24 protein-coding genes and 5 tRNA genes are annotated in these 26,189 nt (G+C 61.5%); 18 read left to right on the forward strand and 11 right to left on the reverse strand.

Translation table 11 applies throughout. The features are described 5' to 3' along the window. Window positions 1–13: 13 nt before the first annotated feature. The 9 genes from VGI36_21635 to lptF all read right to left on the reverse strand — a co-directional run bounded on the left by VGI36_21635 (window position 14) and on the right by lptF (window position 8,128). Window positions 14–679, reverse strand: a complete 666-nt coding sequence (locus VGI36_21635; GenBank protein HEY2487753.1) for a glutathione S-transferase family protein — start codon at window positions 677–679, stop codon at window positions 14–16. Continuing rightward, on the reverse strand, window positions 679–1,596 hold the full coding sequence (locus tag VGI36_21640; GenBank protein HEY2487754.1) for a DUF72 domain-containing protein: 918 nt from the start codon (window positions 1,594–1,596) through the stop codon (window positions 679–681). Before VGI36_21640 ends, VGI36_21635 begins: the two co-directional genes overlap by 1 nt. Next, window positions 1,596–2,066 (reverse strand): HAD family phosphatase, encoded by a 471-nt coding sequence (locus VGI36_21645; GenBank protein HEY2487755.1) that lies wholly within the window; start codon window positions 2,064–2,066, stop codon window positions 1,596–1,598. Before VGI36_21645 ends, VGI36_21640 begins: the two co-directional genes overlap by 1 nt. 180 nt (window positions 2,067–2,246) lie before the next feature. Next, entirely contained in the window at window positions 2,247–3,491 is a 1,245-nt protein-coding gene (locus tag VGI36_21650; protein HEY2487756.1) for a Xaa-Pro peptidase family protein, read from the reverse strand. Beyond that, on the reverse strand, window positions 3,443–3,925 hold the full coding sequence (locus tag VGI36_21655) for a TIGR03668 family PPOX class F420-dependent oxidoreductase (GenBank protein HEY2487757.1): 483 nt from the start codon (window positions 3,923–3,925) through the stop codon (window positions 3,443–3,445). The genes VGI36_21650 and VGI36_21655 overlap by 49 nt, the downstream gene beginning before the upstream one ends. Before the next feature lie 4 nt (window positions 3,926–3,929). Beyond that, window positions 3,930–4,751, reverse strand: coding sequence for a HEAT repeat domain-containing protein (locus VGI36_21660; GenBank protein ID HEY2487758.1), 822 nt, complete (start codon window positions 4,749–4,751; stop codon window positions 3,930–3,932). Beyond that, entirely contained in the window at window positions 4,748–5,797 is a 1,050-nt protein-coding gene (locus tag VGI36_21665; GenBank protein HEY2487759.1) for a hypothetical protein, read from the reverse strand. Before VGI36_21665 ends, VGI36_21660 begins: the two co-directional genes overlap by 4 nt. Window positions 5,798–5,843: 46 nt before the next feature. Continuing rightward, complete coding sequence (lptG, locus tag VGI36_21670) at window positions 5,844–6,944, reverse strand: LPS export ABC transporter permease LptG (GenBank protein ID HEY2487760.1); 1,101 nt, start codon at window positions 6,942–6,944, stop codon at window positions 5,844–5,846. Further along, a complete protein-coding gene (gene lptF / locus VGI36_21675) occupies window positions 6,941–8,128 on the reverse strand; it encodes an LPS export ABC transporter permease LptF (GenBank protein ID HEY2487761.1) in 1,188 nt (395 codons plus the stop codon). The genes lptG and lptF overlap by 4 nt, the downstream gene beginning before the upstream one ends. A gap of 85 nt (window positions 8,129–8,213) precedes the next feature. Between lptF and rlmB the strand changes: the two genes are divergently transcribed. Then, a complete protein-coding gene (rlmB, locus tag VGI36_21680; GenBank protein ID HEY2487762.1) occupies window positions 8,214–9,011 on the forward strand; it encodes a 23S rRNA (guanosine(2251)-2'-O)-methyltransferase RlmB in 798 nt (265 codons plus the stop codon). Between the two features lie 70 nt (window positions 9,012–9,081). Here rlmB and VGI36_21685 read toward each other — a convergent pair whose 3' ends face one another. Continuing rightward, window positions 9,082–9,492 (reverse strand): cupin domain-containing protein, encoded by a 411-nt coding sequence (locus VGI36_21685; GenBank protein HEY2487763.1) that lies wholly within the window; start codon window positions 9,490–9,492, stop codon window positions 9,082–9,084. 161 nt (window positions 9,493–9,653) lie between these two features. After that, the gene (locus VGI36_21690) at window positions 9,654–10,337 is read right to left on the reverse strand and encodes a YafY family protein (GenBank protein HEY2487764.1); all 684 of its coding nucleotides are present in this window, start codon (window positions 10,335–10,337) and stop codon (window positions 9,654–9,656) included. Between the two features lie 197 nt (window positions 10,338–10,534). Here VGI36_21690 and VGI36_21695 point away from each other — a divergent pair. The 17 genes from VGI36_21695 (at window position 10,535) to fusA (ending at window position 26,164) form a co-directional block, all read left to right on the forward strand. Continuing rightward, window positions 10,535–10,606: transfer RNA gene (locus tag VGI36_21695), tRNA-Thr, on the forward strand. Window positions 10,607–10,631: 25 nt separating this feature from the next. Continuing rightward, window positions 10,632–10,717, forward strand: a tRNA-Tyr gene (locus tag VGI36_21700). Between the two features lie 19 nt (window positions 10,718–10,736). Further along, window positions 10,737–10,812, forward strand: a tRNA-Gly gene (locus tag VGI36_21705). Window positions 10,813–10,853: 41 nt separating this feature from the next. Further along, window positions 10,854–10,926, forward strand: a tRNA-Thr gene (locus tag VGI36_21710). A gap of 57 nt (window positions 10,927–10,983) precedes the next feature. Further along, complete coding sequence (gene rpmG, locus VGI36_21715; GenBank protein HEY2487765.1) at window positions 10,984–11,148, forward strand: 50S ribosomal protein L33; 165 nt, start codon at window positions 10,984–10,986, stop codon at window positions 11,146–11,148. A gap of 30 nt (window positions 11,149–11,178) precedes the next feature. Beyond that, window positions 11,179–11,255: transfer RNA gene (locus VGI36_21720), tRNA-Trp, on the forward strand. Window positions 11,256–11,284: 29 nt separating this feature from the next. Then, the gene (gene secE / locus VGI36_21725) at window positions 11,285–11,488 is read left to right on the forward strand and encodes a preprotein translocase subunit SecE (GenBank protein ID HEY2487766.1); all 204 of its coding nucleotides are present in this window, start codon (window positions 11,285–11,287) and stop codon (window positions 11,486–11,488) included. A gap of 130 nt (window positions 11,489–11,618) precedes the next feature. Beyond that, window positions 11,619–12,146, forward strand: a complete 528-nt coding sequence (gene nusG, locus VGI36_21730) for a transcription termination/antitermination protein NusG (protein ID HEY2487767.1) — start codon at window positions 11,619–11,621, stop codon at window positions 12,144–12,146. A gap of 54 nt (window positions 12,147–12,200) precedes the next feature. Then, window positions 12,201–12,626, forward strand: coding sequence for a 50S ribosomal protein L11 (gene rplK / locus VGI36_21735; protein ID HEY2487768.1), 426 nt, complete (start codon window positions 12,201–12,203; stop codon window positions 12,624–12,626). A gap of 13 nt (window positions 12,627–12,639) precedes the next feature. Continuing rightward, the gene (rplA, locus tag VGI36_21740) at window positions 12,640–13,350 is read left to right on the forward strand and encodes a 50S ribosomal protein L1 (protein HEY2487769.1); all 711 of its coding nucleotides are present in this window, start codon (window positions 12,640–12,642) and stop codon (window positions 13,348–13,350) included. Window positions 13,351–13,370: 20 nt separating this feature from the next. Further along, complete coding sequence (rplJ, locus tag VGI36_21745; GenBank protein ID HEY2487770.1) at window positions 13,371–13,940, forward strand: 50S ribosomal protein L10; 570 nt, start codon at window positions 13,371–13,373, stop codon at window positions 13,938–13,940. Window positions 13,941–14,016: 76 nt separating this feature from the next. Beyond that, complete coding sequence (gene rplL / locus VGI36_21750) at window positions 14,017–14,418, forward strand: 50S ribosomal protein L7/L12 (protein ID HEY2487771.1); 402 nt, start codon at window positions 14,017–14,019, stop codon at window positions 14,416–14,418. Between the two features lie 195 nt (window positions 14,419–14,613). Then, a complete protein-coding gene (gene rpoB / locus VGI36_21755) occupies window positions 14,614–18,732 on the forward strand; it encodes a DNA-directed RNA polymerase subunit beta (protein ID HEY2487772.1) in 4,119 nt (1,372 codons plus the stop codon). Window positions 18,733–18,758: 26 nt separating this feature from the next. Beyond that, window positions 18,759–23,003, forward strand: coding sequence for a DNA-directed RNA polymerase subunit beta' (gene rpoC / locus VGI36_21760; protein ID HEY2487773.1), 4,245 nt, complete (start codon window positions 18,759–18,761; stop codon window positions 23,001–23,003). A 207-nt stretch (window positions 23,004–23,210) separates the two neighbouring features. Beyond that, a complete protein-coding gene (gene rpsL, locus VGI36_21765; GenBank protein ID HEY2487774.1) occupies window positions 23,211–23,582 on the forward strand; it encodes a 30S ribosomal protein S12 in 372 nt (123 codons plus the stop codon). Between the two features lie 5 nt (window positions 23,583–23,587). Then, a complete protein-coding gene (rpsG, locus tag VGI36_21770; GenBank protein ID HEY2487775.1) occupies window positions 23,588–24,058 on the forward strand; it encodes a 30S ribosomal protein S7 in 471 nt (156 codons plus the stop codon). 18 nt (window positions 24,059–24,076) lie between these two features. Then, window positions 24,077–26,164 carry an elongation factor G gene (gene fusA, locus VGI36_21775; GenBank protein ID HEY2487776.1) on the forward strand — a complete coding sequence of 696 codons (2,088 nt, stop codon included), beginning with the start codon at window positions 24,077–24,079 and terminating at the stop codon, window positions 26,162–26,164. Window positions 26,165–26,189 lie beyond the last annotated feature (25 nt).

Genomic DNA, 26,189 nt, shown 5'->3' on the forward strand with positions numbered 1-26,189 from the left:
TCGTTGCGGGTGGTCAGGCGGCTTCGGGTGTCGACGAGATCCGATCCATCCGGCCAAAGAACATGCGCAAGTTCCGCAGCTCCGCGGAAATCTTGAGCTCGCCGGTGAAGGCGAGACTGTAGAGCTGCCCGTAGAGCGCAAAATCGGCCACACCGATCCGGCCAAGCAGGAAAGCGCGATCCGATAATGCCTGTTCGAAGGGGAGCAGCGCCTGACGCGCGCGACTCTGCTGCGCGTCGTGTTCGGTGATCATTTTATCCACGAATCCGGCGCCGTATTTTCGCTCCCGCACCATGCGCCACAGCGCCTCGCGATCCCGTCCCTGGCGCCGAAAAAATGCGACCTTGTCCGGGATCGAGGCTCCGAACAGCGCGTCTTCCAGCTGCGTGTCGATATAGTCGGCCAGCACCTGATGCATCCCGCTCCAGCTCGGTGGCAAAACCGTGGGCTCCGGATAGAGCTCCTCGAGGCGCCGCACAATCCGCGCCGAATCGACGATCGTTTCGCCGCTGGCCAGGGCGAGTACCGGAACCATCAATTGGCCGGATGCGATCAGGAGTTCTTTGCGTTCCAGGTAGTCGACCTCAACGATTTCGTAGTCGACGTCTTTGAAATCCAGAACCTTGCGGACCTTGGCGCAAAACGGACTGGTCAGAAACTGGTAGAGTTTTGCGGCCATCACACGCTCCGCTCGAGCATCGCCCGCATGGTGGTCGCGTTCATGACTCCGAAATTACGATAGCAGTTGTTGAAGATCACGTGTGCTCTCGAAATTCCGCCGAGACTGCGAATCCGCTCTGCCCATTCTGCCAGTTCCCGCTCCGAGTACAGATACTTGTAACGCTCGGCGACCGTGAGCCCGCGCGCGTGCCATGCTTCCCGATTGCGGCCGTGAAAACGAATGTAAGCCTCGGGAGCGGTAGTCTCAAGAAATGACGGCAGCGTGCTGCGCAATTGCGGCTCGTCTACCGAAACGTAGCAGAGGCCGTTGCTGCGCAGGAAATCAAGGCTCTCGCGCCGTTGGCGCCCTTCCGCGACCCAGCTCGAATGGCGAAATTCGATCGCAATTGAATCGCCCGGCAGGCGCGCTCGCAAACTTTCGAGATAGGCAAAATTCGACGCCCGGCAGGTGAAGTAGGGCGGAAACTGGAACAGGAGCATCCCAAGCTTGCCGGCAGCGCGCAGTGGCGTCAGCGAGCTGTGGAACATCTGAAACGCCATCTCCAGCACCTCTTTGGACGGGCGCTCGAGACGTCGCTGGGCGCGTTCCTGTTTGCTGAGCATCGCCTTCAGATTGAGCGGCAGGCGCGCGACCTCCGCGGCGTGCTGCGTCAGCAAGGCGAAGGCCTTGACGTCGAAGATGAAACCGAGCGGGGTGCGCTCGGCCCAGAGCTGCGCATTCTTTTCGGACAGCAGCGTGTAGTAGCTGGCATCGACCTCAACGGCGCTGAATTGAGTTGCATAGAAGCGCAGTCGCTCCTCCGCGGTGCGCAGCGATGACGGATAAAAAGTGTCCGATTTGACCAGGGTCGAGTCCGTCCACGATGCGGTTCCGATGAGATATTGCGGCGCCGATCCGATAGCGCTCGGTTTCATCACGCACAGCCGCGAAGGATTTCATCGAGGTCGACGGCGACGAACGAGTCGCGTACGAAGTCGGCCGAGGTCAGAGCCGCTGCCGGCACCGAATGCGCGATCGCGAGCGATCGCATGTGCGCGCGACGCGCGGCCTCGATGCCGGCGGGAGAACAATCCACCACCAGGCATTCGGGCGGTTCGAGCGGATTCCGATCGCGCAGCAAGAAGCCAATTCGGCCCAGCGTTGCGATGAGGAGGTCCGGTGCGGGCTTGCGCTGCTCCACTTCGGCCTCGCCGAGAATGTCCAGAAAAAGTGTTGCCAGTCCGAGGTCGGCCAATGATTTGCGGTTGTCGGCATAGCTGCCAGGGGCGGTAAGTAGCAGCGGAAACCGCTTTGCGCAGGAGCGAATGAAGTCTTCAGCGCCTGCGCGCAGACCCCCAGGTCGGGAAAGAATCGCATCGCAAGCAAAAACCACCGCGCGAATCACCCTTTCTCTTCTACCAGAAGCGGCCCGAAAACGCGGCGCGGGTGTCCCAGCCGGAGCTCGATGCGGGACGCTCTTCGCGCCACGAGAGGTGCGAGCGCAGCTTCCCTGCGGTTTCCAGCCACGGTCCGAGGGCCGGCAGCCCGGCTATCGCCTTCGAAGGTTACCGCGAGCAGCCGCGGCTTACGTGCGGTAGCGTGCGAGGATAGGGACTATCTCGCGCTGCGGTTCCGGCGCGCTTACCGTGGCGCGGCCGTTCTCAATCGTCATGTCCAGCTCGCTGCGTACTCCGAAGCGACCGGGAAGGTAGATGCCTGGTTCTACCGAAAAGCAGGTTCCTTCGATCAAGGCGCGATGGTCCTGCGTCTCCAGAGAATCCAGATTCGCACCCATGCCGTGGACCTCCCGTCCAATGGAGTGGCCCGTTCGGTGTACGAAGGCCTCACCGTATCCGGCCTGCTCGATCACGGTGCGAGCGGCGCGGTCTGCCTCGTGGCCACGAATCATGGCGCCGTCATCGACCCGCCGCTTCACCAAATCGACCGCGGCGTCGCGCGCCCGAGCGACGATTTCGAAAACCCGCGCGTGTTCCGCCGGGACTGCCTCATCGACGAAACCCGTCCAGGTGATATCGGCATAGGCGGCATCCGGACTCGGTTCCTTGGCCCACAGGTCGAGCAATACGAAGTCTCCGCGTCGAATGCGACTTGCCTTTTCAGGCGTCGGCCCGAAATGGGGATCGGCACTGTGCTCGTTTACCGCGATAATGGGCGGCTCGGCGGTGGTCAATCCGCACGCGGCGATTCGTGACATCACGAATTGCTGAATATCGGATTCAGTCGGACCCCCTCCGCCGCGCACCCGTCGTGCGATTTCCGCGAAGGTCTCATCGACGATGTGGCCCAGTGCCGCGCCGGCCCGGCGATGGCCGGCGAGCTGGGCCGCGGTCAGCTGCGCCTCGAACCGTTGTACGAGGTCGGCGGAAGAAACGACTTCCACGCCCGTCGACCGGACCAGCTCCAGCGTGCCCGCGTCCACGCGCGAGACGTAAGGAATCACGGCCTCGGGCGAGTAGTTCATCGCAATTCGATGTGCCGGTACGAGGATCGAATGAAGTCCCGCCACCATCTCGGCATACGAACGGTAAACGATGGGCTCCGCTCCGAGCGTATCCAGGCGATGCGCCTCTACCGCCGAGACTATGGTCCGCACCGGACCCCGCGAGGGTACGAAGCAGAACCAGCGACGGGTCGTCGCACCGTGTTCCGAAAGCTCGAGCACCCGGTACGCGATCGGGTCGCTCAACCGAAAGTCATAGAACAACCAGCCGTCAAGTCCAGCCTGCCGTAGCGCATCCTGAATACCTGCAATCCGGCCGGTCATGAGTTCAGGCCCGTGGCCCCCGCGTTGCCGAATCTCTGGCCCCATAGGTTCACGCGCTCGGGATTGATACGCACCAGCGGGTTGCGGTCCCGGCTTAGCTGCATCGTCCGATAGGGCCGATACTTGTCGCGCAGGTTCCGCAACACCAGCAAGTATTCCTCGTTGTCATCGACCATAGTCGCCGTGCCCCGGATCATCACGTAGGCCAGCTGCGACCAATCGTCTTCATAGTGATCGATCACAAGCGCAACGCGTGGATTCTCGGCGATGTTACGCATGCGCTTCAGCTCAAGGCCGCGGCGACGCTTGGGCTTTTCATCGATCGCAAAATAGACTTGCCCACCGTCGAACCAGAAGCAAATCGGGATAACGTGTGGGGCGCCCGATTTGTCGGCGGTTGCCAGCCTGGCTACTCGCTCCGCGATCAGAAAGTCCCGTACCGAGGGGTACGACAATTGTTCGGCTGAATTCGCAACCATCTGTTTAACTCCTGGTCAGGCGTTCGAGCGAATTGCGTGCCGCCCTCCCAAGCGATTCGTCGAGAGCTTGCGCTGCGACGCGCCGCAACGCTTCGATCGCCACCGCGGTGCCCGGCGGGAGGTTGCCCAACGCGACCGCGGCGGCGCGGCGAACCCCCACCTCGCGATCCGACTCAAGCCGCTCGAGCATTAGTTGGGCGGCCGCGTCGTCGCCGGCAAACGATCCCGACAGCAATGCGAGCGCCGCCAGTCGCACGTGGGCATCAAGATCGCGGGCAGCGGCCGCCACGGCTTGAAAAACCCCGCTGCCCCGGACGCCCAGGTCGCGTAGGCAATACAGCGCCATCTTGCGTGCCGCGGGATTAGCGCTGGTTACGAGGGCCAGCAACTCCTCGCGAATTTCCTTCGGATGCGCTCGGCCCAGCCGAACCATCAGTTCCGCCGCGGCCCAGCGCAAATCTCCGTCCGAACTTCCCAACGCCTCGCACAGAGCCGCGACCGTGTCGAGGGTTAAGGCTTCGTCGCCGACCGCTCCGAGAGCGTATGCGGCGCCGAATCGGATGCGGTGATTGGCGCTCCTGAGGCCGGGGCGAATTGCCGCGACGATCGCAGGATCGCGCCGCGCGACCGCCGCAAGCGCATCGGCCGCGCGGCGACGGACGGTCTTGCTGTCCGCGCCGAGGCATCCCGCGATCGCTGCGACGGTTTCCGCGCCCAGGCGTTGCCCGGGATTTTCAATAATTGATACGAGCGCAGCCACGCGCTCCTCGATCGCCGCCGAATGTAAAGCCGTTACCAGCCCGTGGTTGTGCGCATCGGGATTCATCGCGCCTCGACGACCAGACGCACCAGGTTGGAAAGCTCGCCGAAGCCGAGAATGAAGTTGCGATCGGCGGAGAATACCCTCGCGACCGAGTTGGACACCGCGATCAGGTCGTGAGTCTGACCTTCGAGCGCGGCCTCGAAAAGCGCGATCCCGGAAGAGTTCCCGATAAGATCGCCGCTGAGCATCAGACGCTCGATTCGATTATCAGCTGACACTCCTAGCCACGCTTCGATCTGTCCGAGTTGTGCCGTCATGCGGCTCGACCGGTTGTATTCGGCCGCGTCGGCGACCCGGCGCAACCAGTGAATTGATTGTAACGCTTTGCCGCTCTCGACCGCACGCCTGATCTCTTCGTCGGCAAGTCGGCGCTCGCGGACCTCTCCGAGGGCTTCGCCGTAGCCGCGCACGATGGCGTCCGCGACTTCGGCCAATCCAATCTCGCGTCGCAGTTCGCGCTCGAGTGTGGATGAGGTTTCGCGGCCGTGCACAACCGACGGCACCGTGCCGGCGGGATCGAGGCGATCGAGGTCGCGGCTCAGCTCCTCCATCCCACGATTCACGGCTATCGAAGCTTCGAACATGAGGGCGCCGGAATCATCGGTTTCGAAGGTGCACATCGCGACCTCGCGCCGCTCAATGGTGATCGCATCGCGTCCTGGATAGAAGCATTCAAGTCCGAGGGTGCGGAGACCCGCGAGCAGGCCCCGCGCGTAGCGGTTCAAGACTTGCTCGGGTTTCAAGTTGGCATCGCGCTTAGGCAGTAGCGCGCCCCACTGCGGCAACACCAGGGCCAGCCCCAGCCATCCGTCACCAGCACCCACCGCGCGTCCCCCCGTGAGCCGACGCATCGCGACGATCCCGTCGTGGTCGGACGCACCTCCATAGAGATGATACCGGCCGATCGACACCGCACATCCGGTCGTCGCGTAGAGGACCAGAACCGGCGCGCTGCGGCGGGCAGCCACTGCCTCGAGCAGATGAAGTTCAAGGCCAAGCACGTCCCATGGGGAGATGGCGGGCAGCACGATGGCTTCGAGGGCAGGCACGACCCGATCGTAGAAGGCGCTGGTCCGTGCGGCAAGTCGGCTTGGATCAGCGCTCTTCGCCGAACAGAAAGATGGACAATGCAATCAGCGAGAAGACGATGTTCGGAAGCCACGCGGCCCACCACGCCGACATGAGGCCCGAGCGTCCAAATGATGAGGTAATGCCGAAGGCAAGCCAGTAACCGAACCCAATCGCAATCGCCAAACCAAAGCTACGCCCGAGGCTCAGATTCCGAGGAAGGGGGTCGAGGCTCAACGCCATCCCCAGCGCGACCATGATCAGACAAGAAACCGGCGTCGCATACTTGAGATCCCGGTCGACGATGTACCCGCCGGGGTCGAGTCCTTTATGCTTCAAGCTGGCGATATACTCGTCAAGTTCCCACAGGCTGAATTCATCGGGATCGAGTCTCAGGATCGAAAAATCCGCGGGCTTAAGTGCCAGTCGGAGCCGGTCAGGGTTGGCCGCGGTTACTTTACCGTTGGGTTCCAATGAAAAATTCCTGATTCCGTGCGGCACCCATTGGTGGCCGTTCCAGTCCGCGCGGTCGGCGTAGACAATGTCTTTGACCGAGTAGTCTTCGCCGATGTGGTAAACGGTGACGCCCAGCAGTTCGGCTTTTTTCTTGTCGTACGCGTCCGCCGAGGCGAATCCGTTGCCCAGCCGAATCCAGATGCGTTTGTCGGAGAAGACGCTCTGCAGCTGCCGCTTTTTCATCTCCACGTGGTACAGGTACTTAGCCTGCCGAGTTGCGCGGGGCACCACCGTTTCGCTCAGCACGAAGTTGAACGCGGCAATCAGCAGCGCGACGAACATCACCGGAATCGCCATCTCAAGACGGCTGATCCCGAGTTGCTGACAGGCGAGCACCTCGCCCGAGCGATTGAGAATCGCAAATCCGAGCAGCACTCCGGCCAGACAGGCGACCGGAAGGATCTGCGTAACGATGAGCGGAATTTTGAGCGCAAAGTACTCGAGCCCGAGCAGCCCGAGACCGCCGTATTTGATCAGATCGTTGAACCGGTCGAACATGTCGCCGAGCAGATACGCCGCGGTGAACGCGGCCACGCAGACCATGAACGGACCAAAGAACTGGCCTGCCAGAAACCGGTCCATCACTGGGGAAAGCCGCGGGCGTAGTCTCATGCCGCCTTCCTGCTCCGCTCGTAGCGCTCTACCAGATCCCAGATGATGTCGCCCGGGCCGCGCCCCTGATTGCCCTTGTCCTGCGCGGCGCGCACGAACAGCCAGACCGCCAGCACGATGAACACCAGATCGGGAATGCTCATTGCGACAAAGGAGCTCAGCAGGCCGCGCTCGGCCAGCGTCCGTCCTACTCGCATCAGGCCGTAATAGAAAAAGAACAGTCCTACGGCGACCCCGAAACGCTCGGAATGACCCCCGCGCGCCGGTTTGAGGCCCAACGCGATTCCGATCATCGCGAACATCAAGGTCGCGAGCGGCACGGTGTATTTGGAGGCTAGCTCGGTCTCCGCTTCGTGGTCGGGTTTGCGCGCCGCGCGCGCTTTTGCAATCCGCGCCTCGAGATCGTCGTAGGAGAGTTCATCGGAGTCGCGGTCGGAGCCGAGCTCCGCTTCCCTGGGACGAAAACTCAGATCGTAGATGCGAAAACTTGTGACCCGGCTCTGATCGGTGTTGGCTTCGGTGCCGTATAGGGATCCATCGAACAGGCGCAGCGTCGTGCCGCCCTTGTCGTCGGGCAGCACCATGCCGGCTTTGCCGATGATCGTGGTTTGCTGGTGGGGATCGCGTGAATCGGAGATAAGCACGCCGTGCAGTGTGCCGTCTTCGTCGGAGATGTGATCGACGTAAATCATCACCCCGGGCAGGTCGTCATTGAAAATTTTTTCACGAAGTCCAGCCGCTGCCTTGGTGCGGGTAAGATAGTAGAGGCGATCTTCCAGGCGTTGATTTGCCCAGGGCCGCACCGTGAACGCGAACCAGCTCGAAATCGCATAGACCACCACTGCGACCGCCATCACCGGCACCGCAATCCGATACAGGCTCACGCCGCAGGCGCGCGCCGCGGTCATTTCCTGGTCGCCTGACATCCGCCCAAATCCGAGCAGTACGCCGAGCAGCACCGCCATCCCCAGCGTCAGCTCGAGAAACGCGGGAAGAATGTAGCCGATGAGGCCAAGTACCTCGCCGAGCGTGACTCCGTGGTTCACGACCATCTCGGTGAGCTTGACCAGGCGCCCGGTCACGAGCGCGAACGTCAGCAGCCCGACTCCCATCAGGAACGGGGCGAGGACTTCCCAGGCGACGTAGCGATCCAGGATCGTAACTTTGGGGACAGAAAGCCTCAACGAAAGTTCACACGGAAGAAAAGTCGACCCAATGATTTTAAGCCTTGCGCGGGTTTTCTCAACACCCTGATAGAATTGCGAGGCGATGAAAAGGTTCCGCGAACGCCATCGTCCTTCGCAGCGCGAGGAGCCGCGCGGAGAACCAGGGCGCGCCGGTCCAAACGTGGTGTTTGGAGCCGGGCCGGTTAGTGAGCTGGTTTTGGCCGCGCCCCATTCGATCGAGACGCTTCACGTCCGGGCGGGGGATGAGCGCCGGTTCAGCGACGCAGCGGATCGCGTCCGCGCCGCCGGAGGCCGCGTCGTGATCGCGCGCGAGGGCGACCTCGAGCGCCTCGTCGACCGCGATGGTCGTCATCAGGGCGTCGCCGCAATCGTGCGCGAGTATCACTACGCGGACCTGGAAGACATCGTCCGCGATACGCCCGATCCGATCTTGCTCGTCGATGGAGTCACCGACCCGCGCAATCTCGGCGCGCTGCTGCGATCCGCTGACGGTGCAGGAATCGGTGCGGTGGTACTGGCGCGAGATCGCACGGTGGGGGTCACCCCGGCTGCAGTGAAATCATCGGCGGGGGCGTGGGTGCATTTGAGAATCGCGCGCTGCGGCAATGTCGCGCGCACTCTGCAGATGCTTAAGCAAGCCGGCTACTGGATTGTCGCGCTCGCGCCGGGCGGTGAAATCTCGGTTTACGCCCTGGACACCGCGCGCAAGCTGGTTATCGTGGTCGGGTCAGAAGGCGAAGGTATCCGCCCAATCGTGCGGAAGGCCGCCGACTTTGTCGTGTCGATTCCAATGCGCGGCAAAGTGGCGTCGCTGAACGTGGCGGTCGCTGCGGCGGTTGCGCTGTACGAGGTCGTTCGCCGCCGCGAGCGAGCCGACTAGGCTGAGTTCAAAGCTTCACGCCTCTGCAACTATACCGATCGGCTCTGCTGGTTGGCTTCGGTTGGGCACCTCAGGGGCTGGCTGTCTCGGACGACTGCTCGCTGATTGCGACCCCGCCGCCCTGCCCCGCGTCGATGTATCCCCGAAACATCGCTTGTGCGTTCATTGCCGGTCGATACTCGCCTATAGATCGCGACCCGTGCGGGTCGTCATTCCATACCGCGTGCGGGATACCCGGCGCGATGGTCATCTTCTCGCCGCGTCGCAACGCATGTTCGACTCCTGCCACCCGGCATCGCAGCGTGCCCTCGATTACTTCCACACGCTCTTCCTGCTCGGTGTGGATGTGGTCGCGCGGAGCGGGCGTCACCGCCCGTGCGATGTATTCTAAACGAAACAGCGCACCGGACGATTCCTCTGCGGACACGAGCACGATGACGCGATCGCGTGGTACCCGACGCTCTTGAAGCTTATCCGCCATGAACCTCCTCCTTCCGCTAAGGCGCAGTCGCTGAATGCTGCGGACGAATTTAGCATTTGAGTTGTACGGACGCGCGCGACCTTGCTGACAGTGCCATGTCAGCAGGGAGCGTTTGGAGGATTCGCCTTGGTAGCCTCCTGACAGCCGGCGTCAGGATTGGGTCACGATTTGCGCAACAGTTGGCGAAAGAGGTCTTCTGCCGACTTGCCCGGCTCGAGCGGAAACGATTCGTCGAGGAACTCGATCTCGTCCATGCGATCGGCGCGGAAGAACCGGAAATCGCCGCGAAGTTCGCACCACGAACCTGCCATCCAGAGTGGCGGATAAAACCACAGGGTGAGGGGGCGCACCGTACGCCTGGTCTCGGCGCCCTTTTCGTCATGGTAGCAGAACCGAATTTTTTGGCGGGCGCGAATGGCGCCGCGCAGACGGCGCAAATCGAACTTGAGAGCCACGCGGCGAACGTCCTTGGGCGCCCACAAGGATCGGTCGTCGACCATCCGTCGCAAGTTTCCGGGTATTACGGTTTCGATCTTTGCCAGCGCCGCATCCGCGGCATCGCCCATTTCATTGTCGCTCCAGTTCTGCACCATGCGAATTCCGAACAGGAGCGCCTCGAGTTCGTTCTCGCTGAACATCAGCGGAGGCAGGTCGTAGCCCCGGCGCAGCGAGTAGCCGATGCCGGCGGCGCCCTCTATCGGTACTTTGCTGGCCACCAGGTCGTGGATGTCACGGTAGATGGTCCGTTCGGTGACGCGGAGCTGCTCGGCTAGAGCGTGGGCCGTGACAATGCGATTCCTTCTCAGGCGCTGGATGATCTCGAACAGTCGGTCGGTGCGGCGCATTTGCGGAACCCTTGAGCGAGCCTCCCTAGATCTCAGTGAGAGTTCAAACCTCCAAGTGGTCTTGACCCAGGATTTACTGGAAACAGAGTTCTATTTGTTGCCGTCTTCAGTCCGGAAAATGCCCTGAAAGGGTCGGATTCGGCTCGTCCTTGACTATGTGGTATCATCCGAATACCGTTTTTTCTTTAACGCTGTTTGCCGATGTAGCTCAAAGGTAGAGCAACTGATTTGTAATCAGTAGGTTGCCAGTTCAATTCTGGCCATCGGCTTAGGTCAGTAAGGTGGTGGCTTTGCGGAGAGGTTCCCGAGTGGCCAAAGGGAGCAGACTGTAAATCTGCCGGCTTATGCCTTCGGAGGTTCGAATCCTCCCCTCTCCACCAACATACAGGTGGCAGGAGAGCGGGAATAGCTCAGTTGGTAGAGCGCGAGCCTTCCAAGCTCGGGGTCGCGGGTTCGAGTCCCGTTTCCCGCTCCAATCCAAACCTCATCCGGCCAAACCTTTTTGGATGGAGGTTTGCCCATGTAGCTCAGTCGGTAGAGCACTTCCTTGGTAAGGAAGAGGTCGCGGGTTCGATTCCCGCCGTGGGCTTTGAAACGAGCGCAAGCGCGCATCAATCGGGGGCGCGAGGGAAGATAGAAAACAGTCATGGCAGCAATCAGGGAATTGATCGGATTAGCGTGCGACGGCTGCAAGCGGCGCAACTATATGACCACCCGGAACAAGAAGAAGCAGACTGAGAAGTTCCAGATCAAGAAGTTCTGTCCGAGTTGTCGCAGCCACACGCTGCACAAAGAGACCAAGGTTAGCTAGGCGGCAGGGTGACACCGCCGAAACGCGCGAGGGTCAGTAGCTCTAATTGGCAGAGCATCGGACTCCAAATCCGGGGGTTGCAGGTTCGAATCCTGCCTGACCCGCCATCACGGTTCCCTTGTACGGGAAGTAGAAAATGGATAAATTAAAAAGTTACCTCAATCAGGGCGTAAGTTTTGTTCAAGAAGCCTGGATCGAGCTTTCGAAGGTTCATTATCCCTCGCCCAAGGAGACCATCCAGGCGACGATTGTCGTTGTGGCTCTTTCGTTCGTGATGGCGCTGTGGCTGGGGCTGATTGACTTGGGCGCGACTCGTATTGTTCGGGCACTGCTTAGCTGAACGACGTAATGGAAGTTTTTTGACGACTAATACGGCCCGCAGCTGCCGCACCGGCTCGTGATCGAGCCTTCCGATGACGCAACCGCAAGAAGATAGCCGCAAACCCGACGAGAGCCCTAAAACGGAAGGGATGAAGTGGTACGTGGTCCACACGTACTCGGGCTATGAGCACAAGGCCAAGGCCGCGCTCGAGGAGCGGGTCCGCTCGCTCCACATGGATGCGAAGATCGGCAAGGTGCTGGTGCCGGTCGAACGCGTGCAGGAACTCGGCAAGGGCGGCCAGCGAAAGATCGCGTCGCGGAAATTCTTCCCGGGCTACATCTTCGTCAACATGGTTCTCGACGACGAAACCTGGCACGTTATCAAGAACACACCCAAGATAACCGGTTTCGTCGGACACTCCACCAATCCTCCCGAGGTGCCCGAGTCCGAAGTTTTCGGGATCGAGCAGCAGATGGAGGAGGGAGCGCTGCGGCCCAAGCCCAAGGTGCTGTTCGAGGTGGGTGAAGCAATCAAGGTCGTCGATGGGCCGTTCCAGGACTTCAACGGCACCGTCGAAGAGGTCAAGCCCGAGAAGGGCAAGGTGCGCGTGCTCATTTCAATTTTCGGGCGCGCCACTCCCGTCGAACTTGACTTTGTACAGGTGGAGAAATCGTGACCTGGTGTTCGCTCCCCTCAGTCATGGCGGAGCTCCCGTGAATGAGTCTGGAAAATGGCTAAGAAAGTAGTCGGTCAGATCAAACTGCAGATACCGGCTGGTGCCGCGAATCCATCGCCCCCGGTGGGTCCGGCATTAGGCCAGCGCGGCGTCAACATTATGGAGTTTTGCAAGGCGTTCAACGCGCAGACGCAAAACATGCAGGGCCTGGTTATACCGGTGATCGTTACGGTCTACGCGGACCGCTCCTTCACCTTCGTGACCAAGAGTCCGCCGGCTTCGGTGCTGTTGCTCAAGGCGGCAGGCATCGAAAAGGGCAGCGCGACCCCCAACAAGAACAAGGTGGGCAAGGTCACCCGCGCGCAAGTTGAGGAAATCGCCAGGACCAAGATCAAGGATCTCACGGCCGCGGACCTCGCCGCCGCGGTCAACACTGTGGCGGGGACCGCACGCTCGATGGGAATCGAAATTCAGGAATAGAGGACTACGCGCGATGGCAGGCAAGAAATATCGCGAAGCCATAAAGAAGATTGATAGGGAAAAGCGCTATCCGCTCGAAGAGGCGGTCAAGCTGGTGATCGACAACAAGCTCGCCAAATTCGATGAGACGGTCGAAGTGGCGGTGCGGCTCGGGGTGGATCCCCGCCAGGCAGATCAGAACGTCCGCGGCACCGTGGTACTTCCGCACGGAACCGGTAAGACCGAACGGGTTCTAGTTATCGCGAAGGGCGAGAAAGAGCGCGAAGCCACTGAAGCCGGAGCGGATTTCGTCGGTGGCGACGAAATCATCAAGAAAATCCAGGAGGAGAGCTGGCTTGATTTCGATCGCGTGATCGCGACGCCGGACATGATGGGACAGGTCGGAAGGATCGGCAAAATTCTGGGTCCGCGCGGGCTGATGCCCAACCCCAAAGTCGGCACCGTCACGTTCGATGTCGCCAAGGCGGTCAGCGAGGTCAAGGCCGGTAAAGTCGACTACCGGGTCGACAAGGCCGGTGTGGTCCACGCGCGCATCGGCAAGCTCAGCTTCGGGGAACAGAAGCTGCTGGACAATGCGCACACCCTGCTCTCCGCGATCCTTCGCGCCAAGCCCGCCAGCGCCAAGGGCAACTACATCAAGAGCGTGGCCTTGTCTTCCACGATGGGACCGGGAGTTCGGATTGACACCGCGTCGGCGGCCAAGACCGCGGCAGCTGCGGCCTGACCCGCGCGAGGATTCGGTAAATGAAGAAGGAAGAGAAAACCGCACTGGTAGACGATCTGAGGGCGCGCCTGGGCCGTGCCAGCCTGGCGCTCGTCTCTGAGTACAAGGGGATGAGCGCGGGTCAAACCGCCGACCTGCGCCGCAAATTGCGCGCGGCACGCGGCGAAATGCGGGTGGCGAAGAACACGCTGGTGCGCCGGGCGATCGAAGGTACCGACTACGCCGGGCTCGGTGAAAAGCTGGGTGGTCCCGTGGGCTTGATTCTCAGCTTCGAGGACCCCGTCGAAATTGCCAAGACGGTGGTCGGATTCAGGGACCTCGGCGACAAGTTCAAACTTCGCGGGGGGGTGCTCGGCGGAAAACCGATGACTCCCGAGGAAGTCCAGGCGCTCGCGACCCTGCCGCCCAAGGAAGTCGTGATGGCGCAGTTGCTCGGGCTGCTGCAGGCCCCCGCAACCAGATTGGTGCGATTACTCAACGAGCCGGGTTCGATGCTGGCTCGGGCGATCGATGCGATTGGGAAGAAAAATGAAGAAGGAGCCGCGCCTGCTGCAGAAGCGCCGGCCGAGGCTCCTCCTTCAGCTGGATAAATAGCAAACGAAATTGCTGCATGCGGGGCGCTCCCACACTTAGTCCCAGGCAGCGACGATTAAGGAGAGACCTACCATGTCAGAAGCACAGCTCAGCCGCGATCAGGTGAAGGATTACCTGAAAAATCTTTCCCTTATGGATGCGGCTGCCCTGGTGAAAGAACTCGAAGAGGAACTCGGCGTCTCTGCCGCCGCTCCGGTAGCGATAGCCGCCGCGGGTCCCGCTGCGGGCGCAGGGGCGGCCGGGGCTGCGCCGGCGGTCGAGAAGGATGAGTTCGCGGTGGTGCTGAAGGCCGCCGGTGACAAGAAGATCCAGGTAATCAAGGTGGTACGCGAGATCACTGGACTTGGCCTCAAGGAGGCGAAGGACCTGGTCGATGGCGCCCCCAAGCCGGTGAAAGAAGGCGTGAACAAGGCGGAGGCCGAGGATCTCAAGAAGAAACTGGAAGATGCGGGCGGCTCGGTGGAGCTCACATAGGAGCACCAGGCTTTTTGCGACACGACTACCGGTCGACAAACTTCGCGCCGCGCGACTTCCTGACTACGCTGGCGGTGCGGGTTTCGGGCGGCTTTTTCGGCGATGCCGTGGGCGCGGGGGGTACTCCTGCGTCTGCGGCTTTAGCGCTTCGCGTGCTCGGATTCAAAAGCGCGCGTAAGCCGGAGTTAAGTTAAAATGGCTCTTTCCCAGGTAACGAGCAATCTTCGCGTGCGCCGTTCGTTCGGCAAGATCAAGAAGATCATCGACATCCCGAACCTGATAGAGATTCAGAAGCGCTCCTACGATGAGTTCCTGCAACACGGCGTCTCCTCGGACGAGCGCCAGGAAGTCGGTTTGCAGGCAGTCTTCAAGTCGGTTTTTCCGATCAAGGACTTTAACGAAACCGCGTCGCTCGAGTTCGTCAGCTACGAACTCGGTGAACCCAAGTACGATGTCGAGGAGTGCCATCAGCGCGGGATGACCTATGCCGCGCCCATCAAGGTCAAGATTCAGCTCGTTATCTGGGATGTCGAGCAGGGTCGCCGCTCGATCAAGAACGTCAAAGAGCAGGAGGTCTACTTCGGCGAAATCCCTTTGATGACGCCCAACGGAACCTTCATGGTCAACGGGACCGAGCGGGTAATCGTCTCCCAACTCCATCGCTCACCCGGCGTGTTCTTCGAGCATGACAAGGGCCGCACCCATTCGAGCGGCAAGCTGCTCTACTCGGCGCGCATCATTCCCTACCGCGGCAGCTGGATCGATTTCGAATTCGATCCGCGCGACGTGCTGTACGTGCGAATCGACCGGCGCCGCAAGTTTCCGGCCACGGTGCTGCTGCGCGCGCTGGGGATGACAACCGAGGATCTGCTCAACTACTTCTACAAGAAAGACGTCATCATCCTGGAGGCCACCCGATACGCCAAGCAATTCGTTGCCGATCAGATTATCGGGCTGCGGGTAAGTCGCGATGTGAAGGAGCCGAAGTCGGGCGAGGTGCTCGCGCGCGAAGGTCGCAAGTTCAACAAAGCGATCGTCCGCGCCATGGAAGCTGCCAGAATTTCCGAGGTACCGGTCGCGCCCGAGGAAGTGATGGGCCGCGTGTCCGCGCACGATATCGCGAATCCCCAAACCGGTGAAGTCATCGTGCAGTGCAACGAGGAACTCACCGAGGAGTTAGTCGAGAAACTTAAGACCGCGGGCATCAAGAAGCTCGAGGTGCTGTTCACCGAGGAGCAGCCGGGGGGCGGGCCGCTGCGTCTCACCCTGGCGCAGGACAAGCTCGGCTCGCCGCAGGAAGCGATTGTCGAAATCTATCGGCGCTTGCGGCCCGGCGATCCGCCGACCGTTGAGACCGCGACCACCTTCTTCAACAACCTGTTCTTCAATCCCGAGCGCTACGACCTGTCGCGGGTCGGCCGCCTCAAGCTCAACCACAAGCTCAAACTCGATGTGCCTCTGGAACAGGGCACCCTGCGCCGCGAAGACATCCTCGAAGTGGTCCGCTACCTGGTCGAGCTAAAGAACGGCAACGGCCAGATCGACGATATCGATCACCTCGGCAACCGGCGCGTACGCGCGGTGGGCGAGCTGGTCGAAAACCAGTTCCGCATCGGCCTGGTGCGTATGGAGCGGGCCATCAAGGAACGGATGAGCCTGCAGGATATCGAAACCCTGATGCCGCAGGAGCTGGTCAACTATAAGCCGGCCAGCGCGGTCATCAAGGAGTTCTTCGGCTCTTCGCAGCTCTCGCAGTTCATGGATCAGACTAATCCGCTATCGGAAATCGCGCACAAGCGCCGTCTCTCGGCGCTGGGCCCTGGCGGCCTGACCCGGGAGCGCGCCGGCTTCGAGGTGCGCGATGTCCATCCGACGCACTACGGTCGAGTGTGCCCTATCGAAACCCCGGAAGGTCCGAATATCGGACTGATCGCGGCGCTCTCGACCTACGCGAGGGTGAACGACTTCGGCTTTATCGAGACCCCCTATCGCGAAGTCGAAAACAGTCGCGTCACCGACCGTATCGTGTACCTCTCGGCGCTCGATGAAGAGGAAAAGACCATCGCGCAGGCGAACGTGGCCATCGATGCGCACGGCAAGTTCACCGCCGAGTTCGTGTCCGCGCGAATTGGCGGCGAGTTCAGCACCGTGCGCGCGGAAGATGTGCAGTACATGGACGTATCGCCCAACCAGCTGGTGTCGGTGGCGGCGTCGCTGATTCCATTTCTTGAAAACGACGACGCCAACCGCGCGCTGATGGGGTCGAACATGCAGCGCCAGGCGGTGCCGCTACTTAAGACCGACGCGCCGCTGGTCGGCACCGGTCTGGAGAAGACGGTCGGGCGCGACTCCGGCGTCACCGTAATCGCGCGTCGCGACGGAACCGTCGAGAGCGTAGATGCGGAACGAATTGTGGTGCGTGCCGAAAAGCAGGCCAAGGATGCGCATGATCCCGGTGTCGACATCTACAACCTCATCAAGTACCAGCGTTCCAACCAGAACACCTGCATCAACCAGCGCCCCATCGTGGTGAAGGGCGAGAAGGTCAGGACCGGCGACGTGCTGGCGGACGGTCCTTCAACTGACATGGGCGAACTGGCGCTCGGCCGCAACGTGCTGGTCGCGTTCATGCCGTGGGGCGGTTACAACTTCGAAGACTCGATCCTCATTTCCGAGCGCGTGGTCAAGGAAGACCTGTTTACTTCGGTCCATATTGAAGAGTTCGAATGCATCGCGCGCGACACCAAGCTCGGTCCCGAGGAAATCACCCGCGACATCCCCAACGTCGGCGAGGAAGCTCTCAAGGACCTCGATACCAGCGGCATCATCCGCATCGGGGCGGAAGTGCGGTCGACCGATATTCTGGTCGGCAAGATCACGCCCAAGGGCGAGACCCAACTTTCCCCGGAAGAAAAACTGCTGCGCGCGATCTTTGGCGAAAAGGCGGGCGAGGTGCGCGACACCAGCTTGCGCGTCCCCCCGGGGGTGGTCGGTACGGTGATCGACGCGCGCGTGTTCTCGCGCCGCGGAGTCGCCAAGGACGATCGCACTCAGGAAATCGAGACGCTGGAAGCCGAGCGCTTCAAGCAGGATGAGGCCGAGGAAATCCGCATCATCCGGCAGGAGACCATGCGCAAGCTGCGGCGCGCGCTGGTCGGCAAAAAGCTCGCCGCGCGGGTGCTGTCCGACGATCCGGAGAATCGACATCAGCTGCTGGCCAAGGGCGATACTCTCGAAGCCGAGCAGCTCGAGGAGCTGCAGCCCGCGCTGTGGAGCCAACTGCGGGTCGAAAACGAGAGCGCGCAGGCCGAGGCCGCGCAGGCGATCGCGGCGATGAACTCCAACGTCGAGACCGTGCAGCAGCACTATGGTACCAAGGTCGAACGCCTCAAGGCCGGAGACGAACTGGCGCCCGGCGTGATCAAGATGATTAAGGTGTTCGTGGCCATCAAACATCGCCTTCAGGTCGGCGACAAGATGGCGGGGCGGCACGGCAACAAGGGCGTGCTCTCACGAATCCTGCCCGAGGAAGACATGCCGCGGATGGCCGACGGGACCCCGGTCGATATCGTGCTCAATCCGCTCGGCGTCCCCTCGCGCATGAATGTCGGGCAGATTCTGGAAACCCACCTGGGATGGGCCGCGCGCGAGCTTGGCCGGCGCATCGAACAGGACCTGCGCAACAACGCGACGGTGGCGCACCTCAAACGCCATATCAAGGAAGCGTACCCGGATCGCGAAAGCCACGAGTTCATCGACGGCTTGAGCGACGGCGACATCTACCGCTTCGCCGCCAAAGCGGCCGCGGGAGTACATACCGCCTCGCCGGTTTTTGATGGCGCGCGCGAGGACGAAATTTTCCAAATGCTCGCGCGTGCGGGGTTGCCCGAGCAGGGACAATGCACGCTTTACGACGGACGCACCGGCGTACCGTTCGAGCAGCCGGTGACCGTGGGCGTCATGTATATGATGAAGCTGCATCATCTGGTCGAGGAAAAAATTCACGCCCGCTCGACCGGTCCCTACAGCCTCGTCACCCAGCAACCGCTGGGCGGCAAGGCTCAGTTCGGCGGACAGCGACTCGGAGAAATGGAGGTGTGGGCGCTCAAGGCCTACGGCGCCGCCTTCACGCTCCAGGAGATGCTGACCGTCAAGTCGGATGACGTGGCGGGGCGGACCCGGATGTATGAGGCAATCGTGAAGGGCGAGAACACGCTCGAGCCGGGGCTGCCGGAATCGTTCAACGTTATGGTCAAGGAGCTCCAGTCGTTGTGTCTCAACATGGAGCTGCTGGAAGAATCGGAGCGCGCCTAGGGCGCGAAGGCAACGGAGGCAGAGGGATGGAAGATCTCTTTGGTATTTTCGAGAAACCCAAGAATCCGCTTGCGTTCAACTCGATCCGAATATCGATCGCGTCGCCCGAAATGATCCGGTCGTGGTCACACGGCGAAGTCAAAAAACCTGAGACCATCAACTACCGGACCTTCAAGCCGGAGCGCGACGGGCTGTTCTGCGCCAAAATTTTCGGTCCCACCAAGGACTACGAATGCAACTGCGGCAAGTACAAGCGGATGCGCCACCGCGGCGTGGTCTGCGAAAAGTGCGGGGTCGAAGTAATTCAATCCAAGGTGCGGCGCGAGCGCATGGGGCACATCGATCTGGCCGCACCGGTCGCCCACATCTGGTTTCTGCGCTCGCTGCCCTCGCGGATCGGGACCCTGCTCGACATGACGCTCAAGGAACTCGAGAAGGTGCTGTACTTCGAGTGCTACGTGGTCACCGATCCTGGCGAGACCCCGCTACAGGTGAAGGAATTGCTCACCGAGCGCAAGTACCGCGAGGCGCGCGAGCAGTACGGCGACAGCTTCAAGGCGGACATGGGCGCAGAATCGATCCGCTCGCTGCTCTCCAAGCTCGAACTCGACAAACTCGCCGAGGAGCTCCGCGCCGAGATGAAGGCGACCAACTCGGAGGCGCGCCGCAAGAAGGTCGCCAAACGCCTGAAGGTCGTCAACGCATTCCGCGACTCCGGCAACCGGCCCGAGTGGATGATCCTGACCATTCTGCCGGTGATCCCGCCCGACCTGCGCCCGCTGGTGCCGCTGGACGGCGGCAGGTTCGCGACTTCGGATCTGAACGATCTCTACCGGCGGGTGATCAACCGCAACAATCGGTTGAAGCGCCTGATCGAGCTCAACGCTCCCGACATCATCATCCGCAATGAAAAGCGGATGTTGCAGGAAGCGGTCGACGCGCTGTTCGACAACGGGCGGCGCGGGCGCGCGATCACCGGCCCGTCGAAGCGGCCGCTCAAGTCACTGTCCGACATGCTCAAGGGCAAGTCGGGGCGGTTCCGGCAGAATCTGCTCGGCAAGCGCGTCGATTACTCGGGCCGTTCGGTTATCGTGGTCGGCCCCGAGCTGCGCCTCCATCAGTGCGGACTGCCCAAAAAGATGGCGCTCGAGCTGTTCAAACCGTTTATCTACAACAAGCTCGAAGAGAAGGGCTACGTTACGACCATCAAAAGCGCCAAGAAGATGGTCGAAAAAGAAGGCAAGGATGTCTGGGACATCCTCGACGAGGTGATCCGCGAGCACCCCGTGCTCCTCAACCGAGCGCCGACCCTGCATCGACTGGGCATCCAGGCTTTCGAGCCGGTACTTATCGAGGGCAAGGCCATTCAGCTGCATCCGCTCGTGTGCGTCGCGTACAACGCCGACTTCGATGGCGACCAGATGGCGGTCCATGTGCCACTGTCAATCGAGGCGCAGGTCGAGTCGCGCGCACTCATGATGTCGACCAACAACATCCTGTCGCCGGCTTCCGGCCGTCCGATCATCGTGCCGACCCAGGACATGGTGCTGGGACTCTACTACATGACCCGCGAGCGCCCGCTGGCGCACGGCGAAGGCAAGTTCTTCGCGAACCCGGACGAAGTTCGCATCGCGTATGACCACGGCGAGATCGATCTGCATGCCCGTATTACGGTGCGGATGAAGGTGGTTGCCGGGGATACGCCGCCGGAGACCAATGGCCGCCCGGCCAAAGGCAAGAAAGCGCCTGCGCAGCCGCAACTCCCGGTTTCCGAGCGGGTCGAGACCACGGTCGGCCGCGTCCTGATTTATGAGATCGTACCGCCCGAGGTTCCGTTTGCAGAGGTCAACAAGACTCTCAAGAAAAAGGAACTCGGCAACCTGATCGACGTGGTCTATCGTCGCGCCGGCGACAAGGCAACCGTCATCTTCGCCGACAAGCTCAAGGATGTGGGCTTCGAGTTCGCAACCCGCGCGGGAATTTCCATCTCGATCAAGGACATGGTCATCCCGGCCAAGAAGGCGCAGCTGCTCGGGGACGCGCAGAAACAGGTCAGCGATATCCAAAAGCAGTACAACAACGGGGTCATCACCGACGGCGAGCGTTACAACAAGGTCGTCGACATCTGGGCCGAGGTCCAGGATGAAATCGGCGGCGCCGTCATCAAGGGCCTGTCTACCGAAGTGTACGGCAAGGACAAGGACGGCAAAGAGATCTCCGGACCCTCCTTCAACCCGATCTTCATCATGGCCGATTCGGGGGCGCGCGGCTCGGAGCAGCAGATTCGCCAGCTCGCCGGTCTGCGCGGACTGATGGCCAAGCCTTCGGGTGAAATAATCGAGACCCCGATTACCGCCAACTTTCGCGAAGGTCTGACCGTCGGCGAGTATTTCACCTCGACCCACGGCGCGCGCAAGGGTCTGGCGGACACCGCGCTCAAGACCGCCAACTCCGGTTACCTCACCCGGCGGCTGGTCGACGTGGCGCAGGACTCGATCATCACGGAGGAAGACTGCGGCACGCTCGATGGCATCGAGATCACACCGCTGGTGGAAGGCGGTGAAATCATCGAGGCACTCGGTGACCGGGTGCTGGGACGGGTCGCGCTGGAGGATGTCCACGACCCCTTCACCAACGAAGTGGTGGTCCGCGCCAACGAGATGATCGATGAGGATAGCGTCAAGCAAATCGAGGATGCGAGTATCGAGCGAATCAAGATTCGCTCGGTGCTGACCTGCCAGTCGCGCCGCGGCGTGTGCGTGCGCTGCTACGGCCGCGACCTGGGGCGCGGGCACCTGGTCGATCTCGGCGAGGCGATCGGAATCATCGCCGCCCAATCGATCGGGGAGCCGGGCACCCAGCTCACCATGCGCACCTTCCATATCGGCGGCACGGCGAGCCGGCGCGCCGAGCAGACAACCCTCGAGGCGCGCAACGAAGGCGTGGTCCGGTTGCACAACGTGAACACCGTGCCGGGCCGCGATGGCACGTTGATCGTGATGACCCGACACGGCGAAGTGGTAATCGCCGCGCAGGTCAAGGGCGAAGACGGTCACATTCGCGAGCGCGAACGCGAGCGTTATCCCCTGGTGTACGGCGCCAAGCTGCGCAAGGGCGAGGGCGATCACGTCAAGACCGCCGAGCTGATCGCCGAGTGGGATCCGTACACCACGCCGATCATCACCGAAGTCGACGGAGTCGTGAAGTTCGGCGACATCCTCGAGGGCAAGACCATGGAGGAGCGGGTCGACGAGCGAACCGGCGCGCGCTCCAACGTTATCGTCGAGTTCAAGGATCTCGACGTACGCCCTCGCATATCGATCAAGGAAGGCAGTGGCAAGACCGTCAAGATTCCCAACAGCAACCTGTACGCGCGTTACTTCCTGCCGGTCGGCGCCTACATCAATGTGACCGAAGGCATCGAGGTCAGAGCGGGCGACGTGATCGCCAAGATTCCGCGTGAATCCGCCAAGACCAAGGACATCACCGGCGGTCTGCCGCGGGTCGCCGAGCTGTTCGAGGCACGCAAGCCCAAGGAGTTCGCGGTCATTTCGGAAATCGACGGGCAGGTGTCGTTCGGCAAGGACACCAAGGGCAAGCGCAAGCTCGTCGTCACGCCGGAAGTGGGCGAGCCGCGCGAGTACCTGATCCCGAAGGGCAAGCACATCGGCGTGCACGAGGGCGACATGATCAAGGCGGGCGAGCCGTTGATGGAAGGCTCCTCCAACCCGCACGACATTTTGACGATTCTCGGCGAGAAGGCGCTGGCCAAGTACCTGGTGGACGAAATCCAAGAAATCTACCGGTTGCAGGGCGTGCGCATCAACGACAAGCACATCGAGGCGATCGTTCGCCAGATGCTGCGGCGGGTCCGAATCAAGGAGGTCGGGGACACCGATTTTCTGGTTGGCGACCAGATCGAGAAATGGCGCTTCGACGAGGAGAACACCCGAGTGCTCGAGAAGGGCGGCGAGCCCGCAATCGCGGAGCCGCTGTTGCTCGGGATCACCAAGGCCTCGCTATCGACTGAAAGCTTCATCTCGGCCGCTTCGTTCCAGGAGACCACCCGAGTCCTCACCGAGGCGGCGATCAACGGCAAGGTCGACCGGCTCATCGGGCTCAAGGAAAACGTCATCATGGGCCGGCTCATTCCGGCCGGGACCGGGCTTCCCTCCTACAACCGCATGGAAGTCAAAGTGGAGGGGGGCGGCGAGACCGAAGAGCTGGCCAAAACCGACTTGGAGGGAGCCGCCGCTCCGGCCGGAGATTGACACGCGTGTTGGGCGCGCGTACATAATTGTATTTCCCCCAAGGGCATATCCGCCCTTGGGGGGTTTGTTTGAACACCGCGTTTCCTGCCTGACGCAAACCCGGGAAAAACTGCGGGCGCAGCGTGCTGCGTAAGTTTTCCGGGTGACGGCGCAGGGCAGACGAGCGCGGTGTTGATGGATGGAAGAGAGTAACCAACGGAGCTGACCTTGCCCTCGATCAACCAGCTGATCCGCCAGGCGCGCATCAAGAAGCGTTTCAAGATCAAAGCGCGTGCGCTCCAGGGCTCGCCGCAAAAACGCGGCGTGTGTACCCAGGTGAAGACCACTACGCCCAAGAAACCGAACTCCGCGCTGCGTAAGGTTGCGCGCGTGCGTCTTTCCAACGGAATCGAGGTCAACACCTACATTCCGGGCGTTGGCCACAACCTTCAGGAGCACTCCGTGGTGCTGATTCGGGGCGGCCGCGTGCGCGACCTTCCCGGAGTTCGCTACCACGTTATTCGCGGAACCCTAGATTCGATCGGGGTACAGGAACGACGCAAGAGCCGCTCCAAGTACGGATCGAAAAAGCCGAAGTAACGATTATGTCGCGCAAGGGACAAGCACGGGTCCGCGAAGTCACGCCCGATCCTAAATTCCACGATCACACGATCGCCAAGTTTGTGAACGTGGTGATGGAGCGCGGCAAGAAGTCGATCGCCGAGGGTATTCTTTACGGAGCTCTCGACCTGGTCGCCAATCGCGCCAAGGAAGACGGGCTCGCGGTCTTCAAGAAAGCCCTCGACAACGTGCGACCTTCCGTGGAAGTGCGCTCCCGCCGCGTGGGCGGGGCCAACTACCAGGTGCCGGTCGAAGTGCGGCCGGTGCGGCGCAACTCCCTGGCGATGCGCTGGCTGGTGACGGCGGCGCGGGCGCGGGGCGAGAAGTCGATGGAAGAGCGCCTGGCTGCGGAAATCCAGGAAGCTGCCGCGAATCGCGGTGGCGCGGTCAAAAAACGCGAAGACACTCACCGGATGGCGGATGCCAACCGGGCATTCGCACACTACCGCTGGTAAGCAACGAGTTTTGTGTAAATGGCTCGTACCACACCAATAGAACAGGTGCGCAATATCGGCATCATGGCGCACATCGATGCCGGTAAGACGACCACCACCGAGCGGGTGCTGTTTTACACCGGCATCAACTACAAGATCGGCGAGGTGCACGAGGGCACCGCGACGATGGACTGGATGGTGCAGGAGCAGGAGCGCGGCATCACGATCACCTCGGCGGCCACCACCTGCTTTTGGCGCGATTGCCGGATCAACATCATCGATACCCCTGGTCACGTCGATTTCACCATCGAAGTAGAGCGCTCACTGCGGGTCCTGGATGGCGCGGTGGCGGTGTTCTGCGCGGTCGGTGGCGTCGAGCCACAATCCGAGACCGTGTGGCGGCAAGCCGACAAATACCGCGTTCCGCGCATCGCGTTCATCAACAAGATGGACCGCGTGGGAGCCGAGTTCGAGCGCGTTCTCGAAGAGATGCGCGAGAAGCTCAAGGCGACCCCGCTTTTGCTGCAACTCCCGGTCGGCGCGGAAGACAAGTTCACCGGCGTGGTCGATCTTATTGATCAGAAAGCCCTCATCTGGGACGAAGACCGGCTCGGTGCCAACTACCGGGTCGAGGAAATTCCCGCGGCACTCAAGGAACAGGCCGCCGGTTATCGCGACAAGCTCATCGAGATACTGGCGGACCATGACGAGCACCTGATGGAGCTGTACCTGGAAGGCAAGACCCCCGAGCCGGACAAGATCCGCGCGGCGATTCGTGCCGCGACCTTGAAGATGGCGATTACCCCGGTGCTGCTCGGTTCCGCGTTTCGCAACAAGGGGGTGCAGCCGATGCTCGACGCGGTAGTCGACTACCTGCCTTCCCCCGCCGATCTACCGCCGGTCAAGGGGACGGTGGACGGTAAAGAAGAAGAGCGACCGCCCCAGGACAAGGCGCCGTTTAGCGCGCTTGCCTTCAAGATAATGACCGACCAGTTCATCGGCACGCTCACGTTTATCCGCGTGTACTCGGGCAAGCTCGAAAGCGGCGCCTCGGTGCTGAACTCCACCCGCGGCCGCCGCGAAAGAATCGGGCGATTGGTCAAGATGCACGCGAACAAGCGCGAGGAGATCTCCGAGGTCTATGCCGGCGACATCTGTGCGGTGGGTCTGCGTGACACCAACACCGGCGACACGCTCTGCGATCCGGCCCATCCGATCGTGCTCGAATCGATCGAGTTTCCGGAACCGGTCATCCAGATCGCGATCGAACCAAAGACCAAGGCGGACCAGGAGAAGCTCTCGGAAGCGCTCCAGAAACTAGCCAAGGAAGATCCGTCGTTCCGCGTCAGCGTTAACAAGGAAACCGCCCAGACGCTGATCGCCGGGATGGGCGAGCTGCATCTGGAGATTATCGTCGACCGCATGCTCCGCGAATTCAAAGTAGATGCAAACGTCGGCAAGCCGCAGGTCGCCTACCGCGAGACCATCCGGCGCGCCTCGGAAGCGGAGGGCCGCTTCGTGCGCCAGACCGGCGGTCACGGCCAGTTCGGGGTCGTCGACCTGCGCATTGAGCCGCTGGAAAAGGGTGGCGGATTCGAGTTCGTCGACGGTACCAAGGGTGGCTCGATTCCGCGCAACTTCATCCCCTCGGTCGAGGACGGTGTCAAAGAAGCGATGGAGAACGGGATGCTGGCCGGGTACCCGATGGTCGACATCCGCGCGACCGTAACCGACGGCAAGTATCACGAAGTGGATTCCTCGGAAATCGCCTTTCGCATCGCCGGTTCGATGGCCTTCAAGGAGGCCTGCGAAAAAGCCTCTCCGGTGTTGCTGGAACCGGTCATGGACGTGGAAGTGGTGACCCCGCAGGAGTTCATGGGCGACGTTATCGGGGATCTGAACTCGCGGCGCGGCAAGATTCTGGACATGGAAGGGCGCGGCGGCGCGCAGGTCATCGAGGCTCGCGTGCCGCTCGCCAACATGTTCGGCTATGCCACGCGGCTGCGTTCGATGACCCAGGGGCGCGCCAATTACACGATGCAGTTCGGAGTGTACGAACCGGTTCCGCAGAATATTTTTGAAGAACTGACCGCGCGCGGCGGCGAGAACGATCAGCCGCGCGCCTAGCAATTGACAAGGAGAGATACCGACT

It is taken from the genome of Candidatus Binataceae bacterium, from assembly GCA_036495685.1.
GTDB lineage: Bacteria > Desulfobacterota > Binatia > Binatales > Binataceae > JAFAHS01.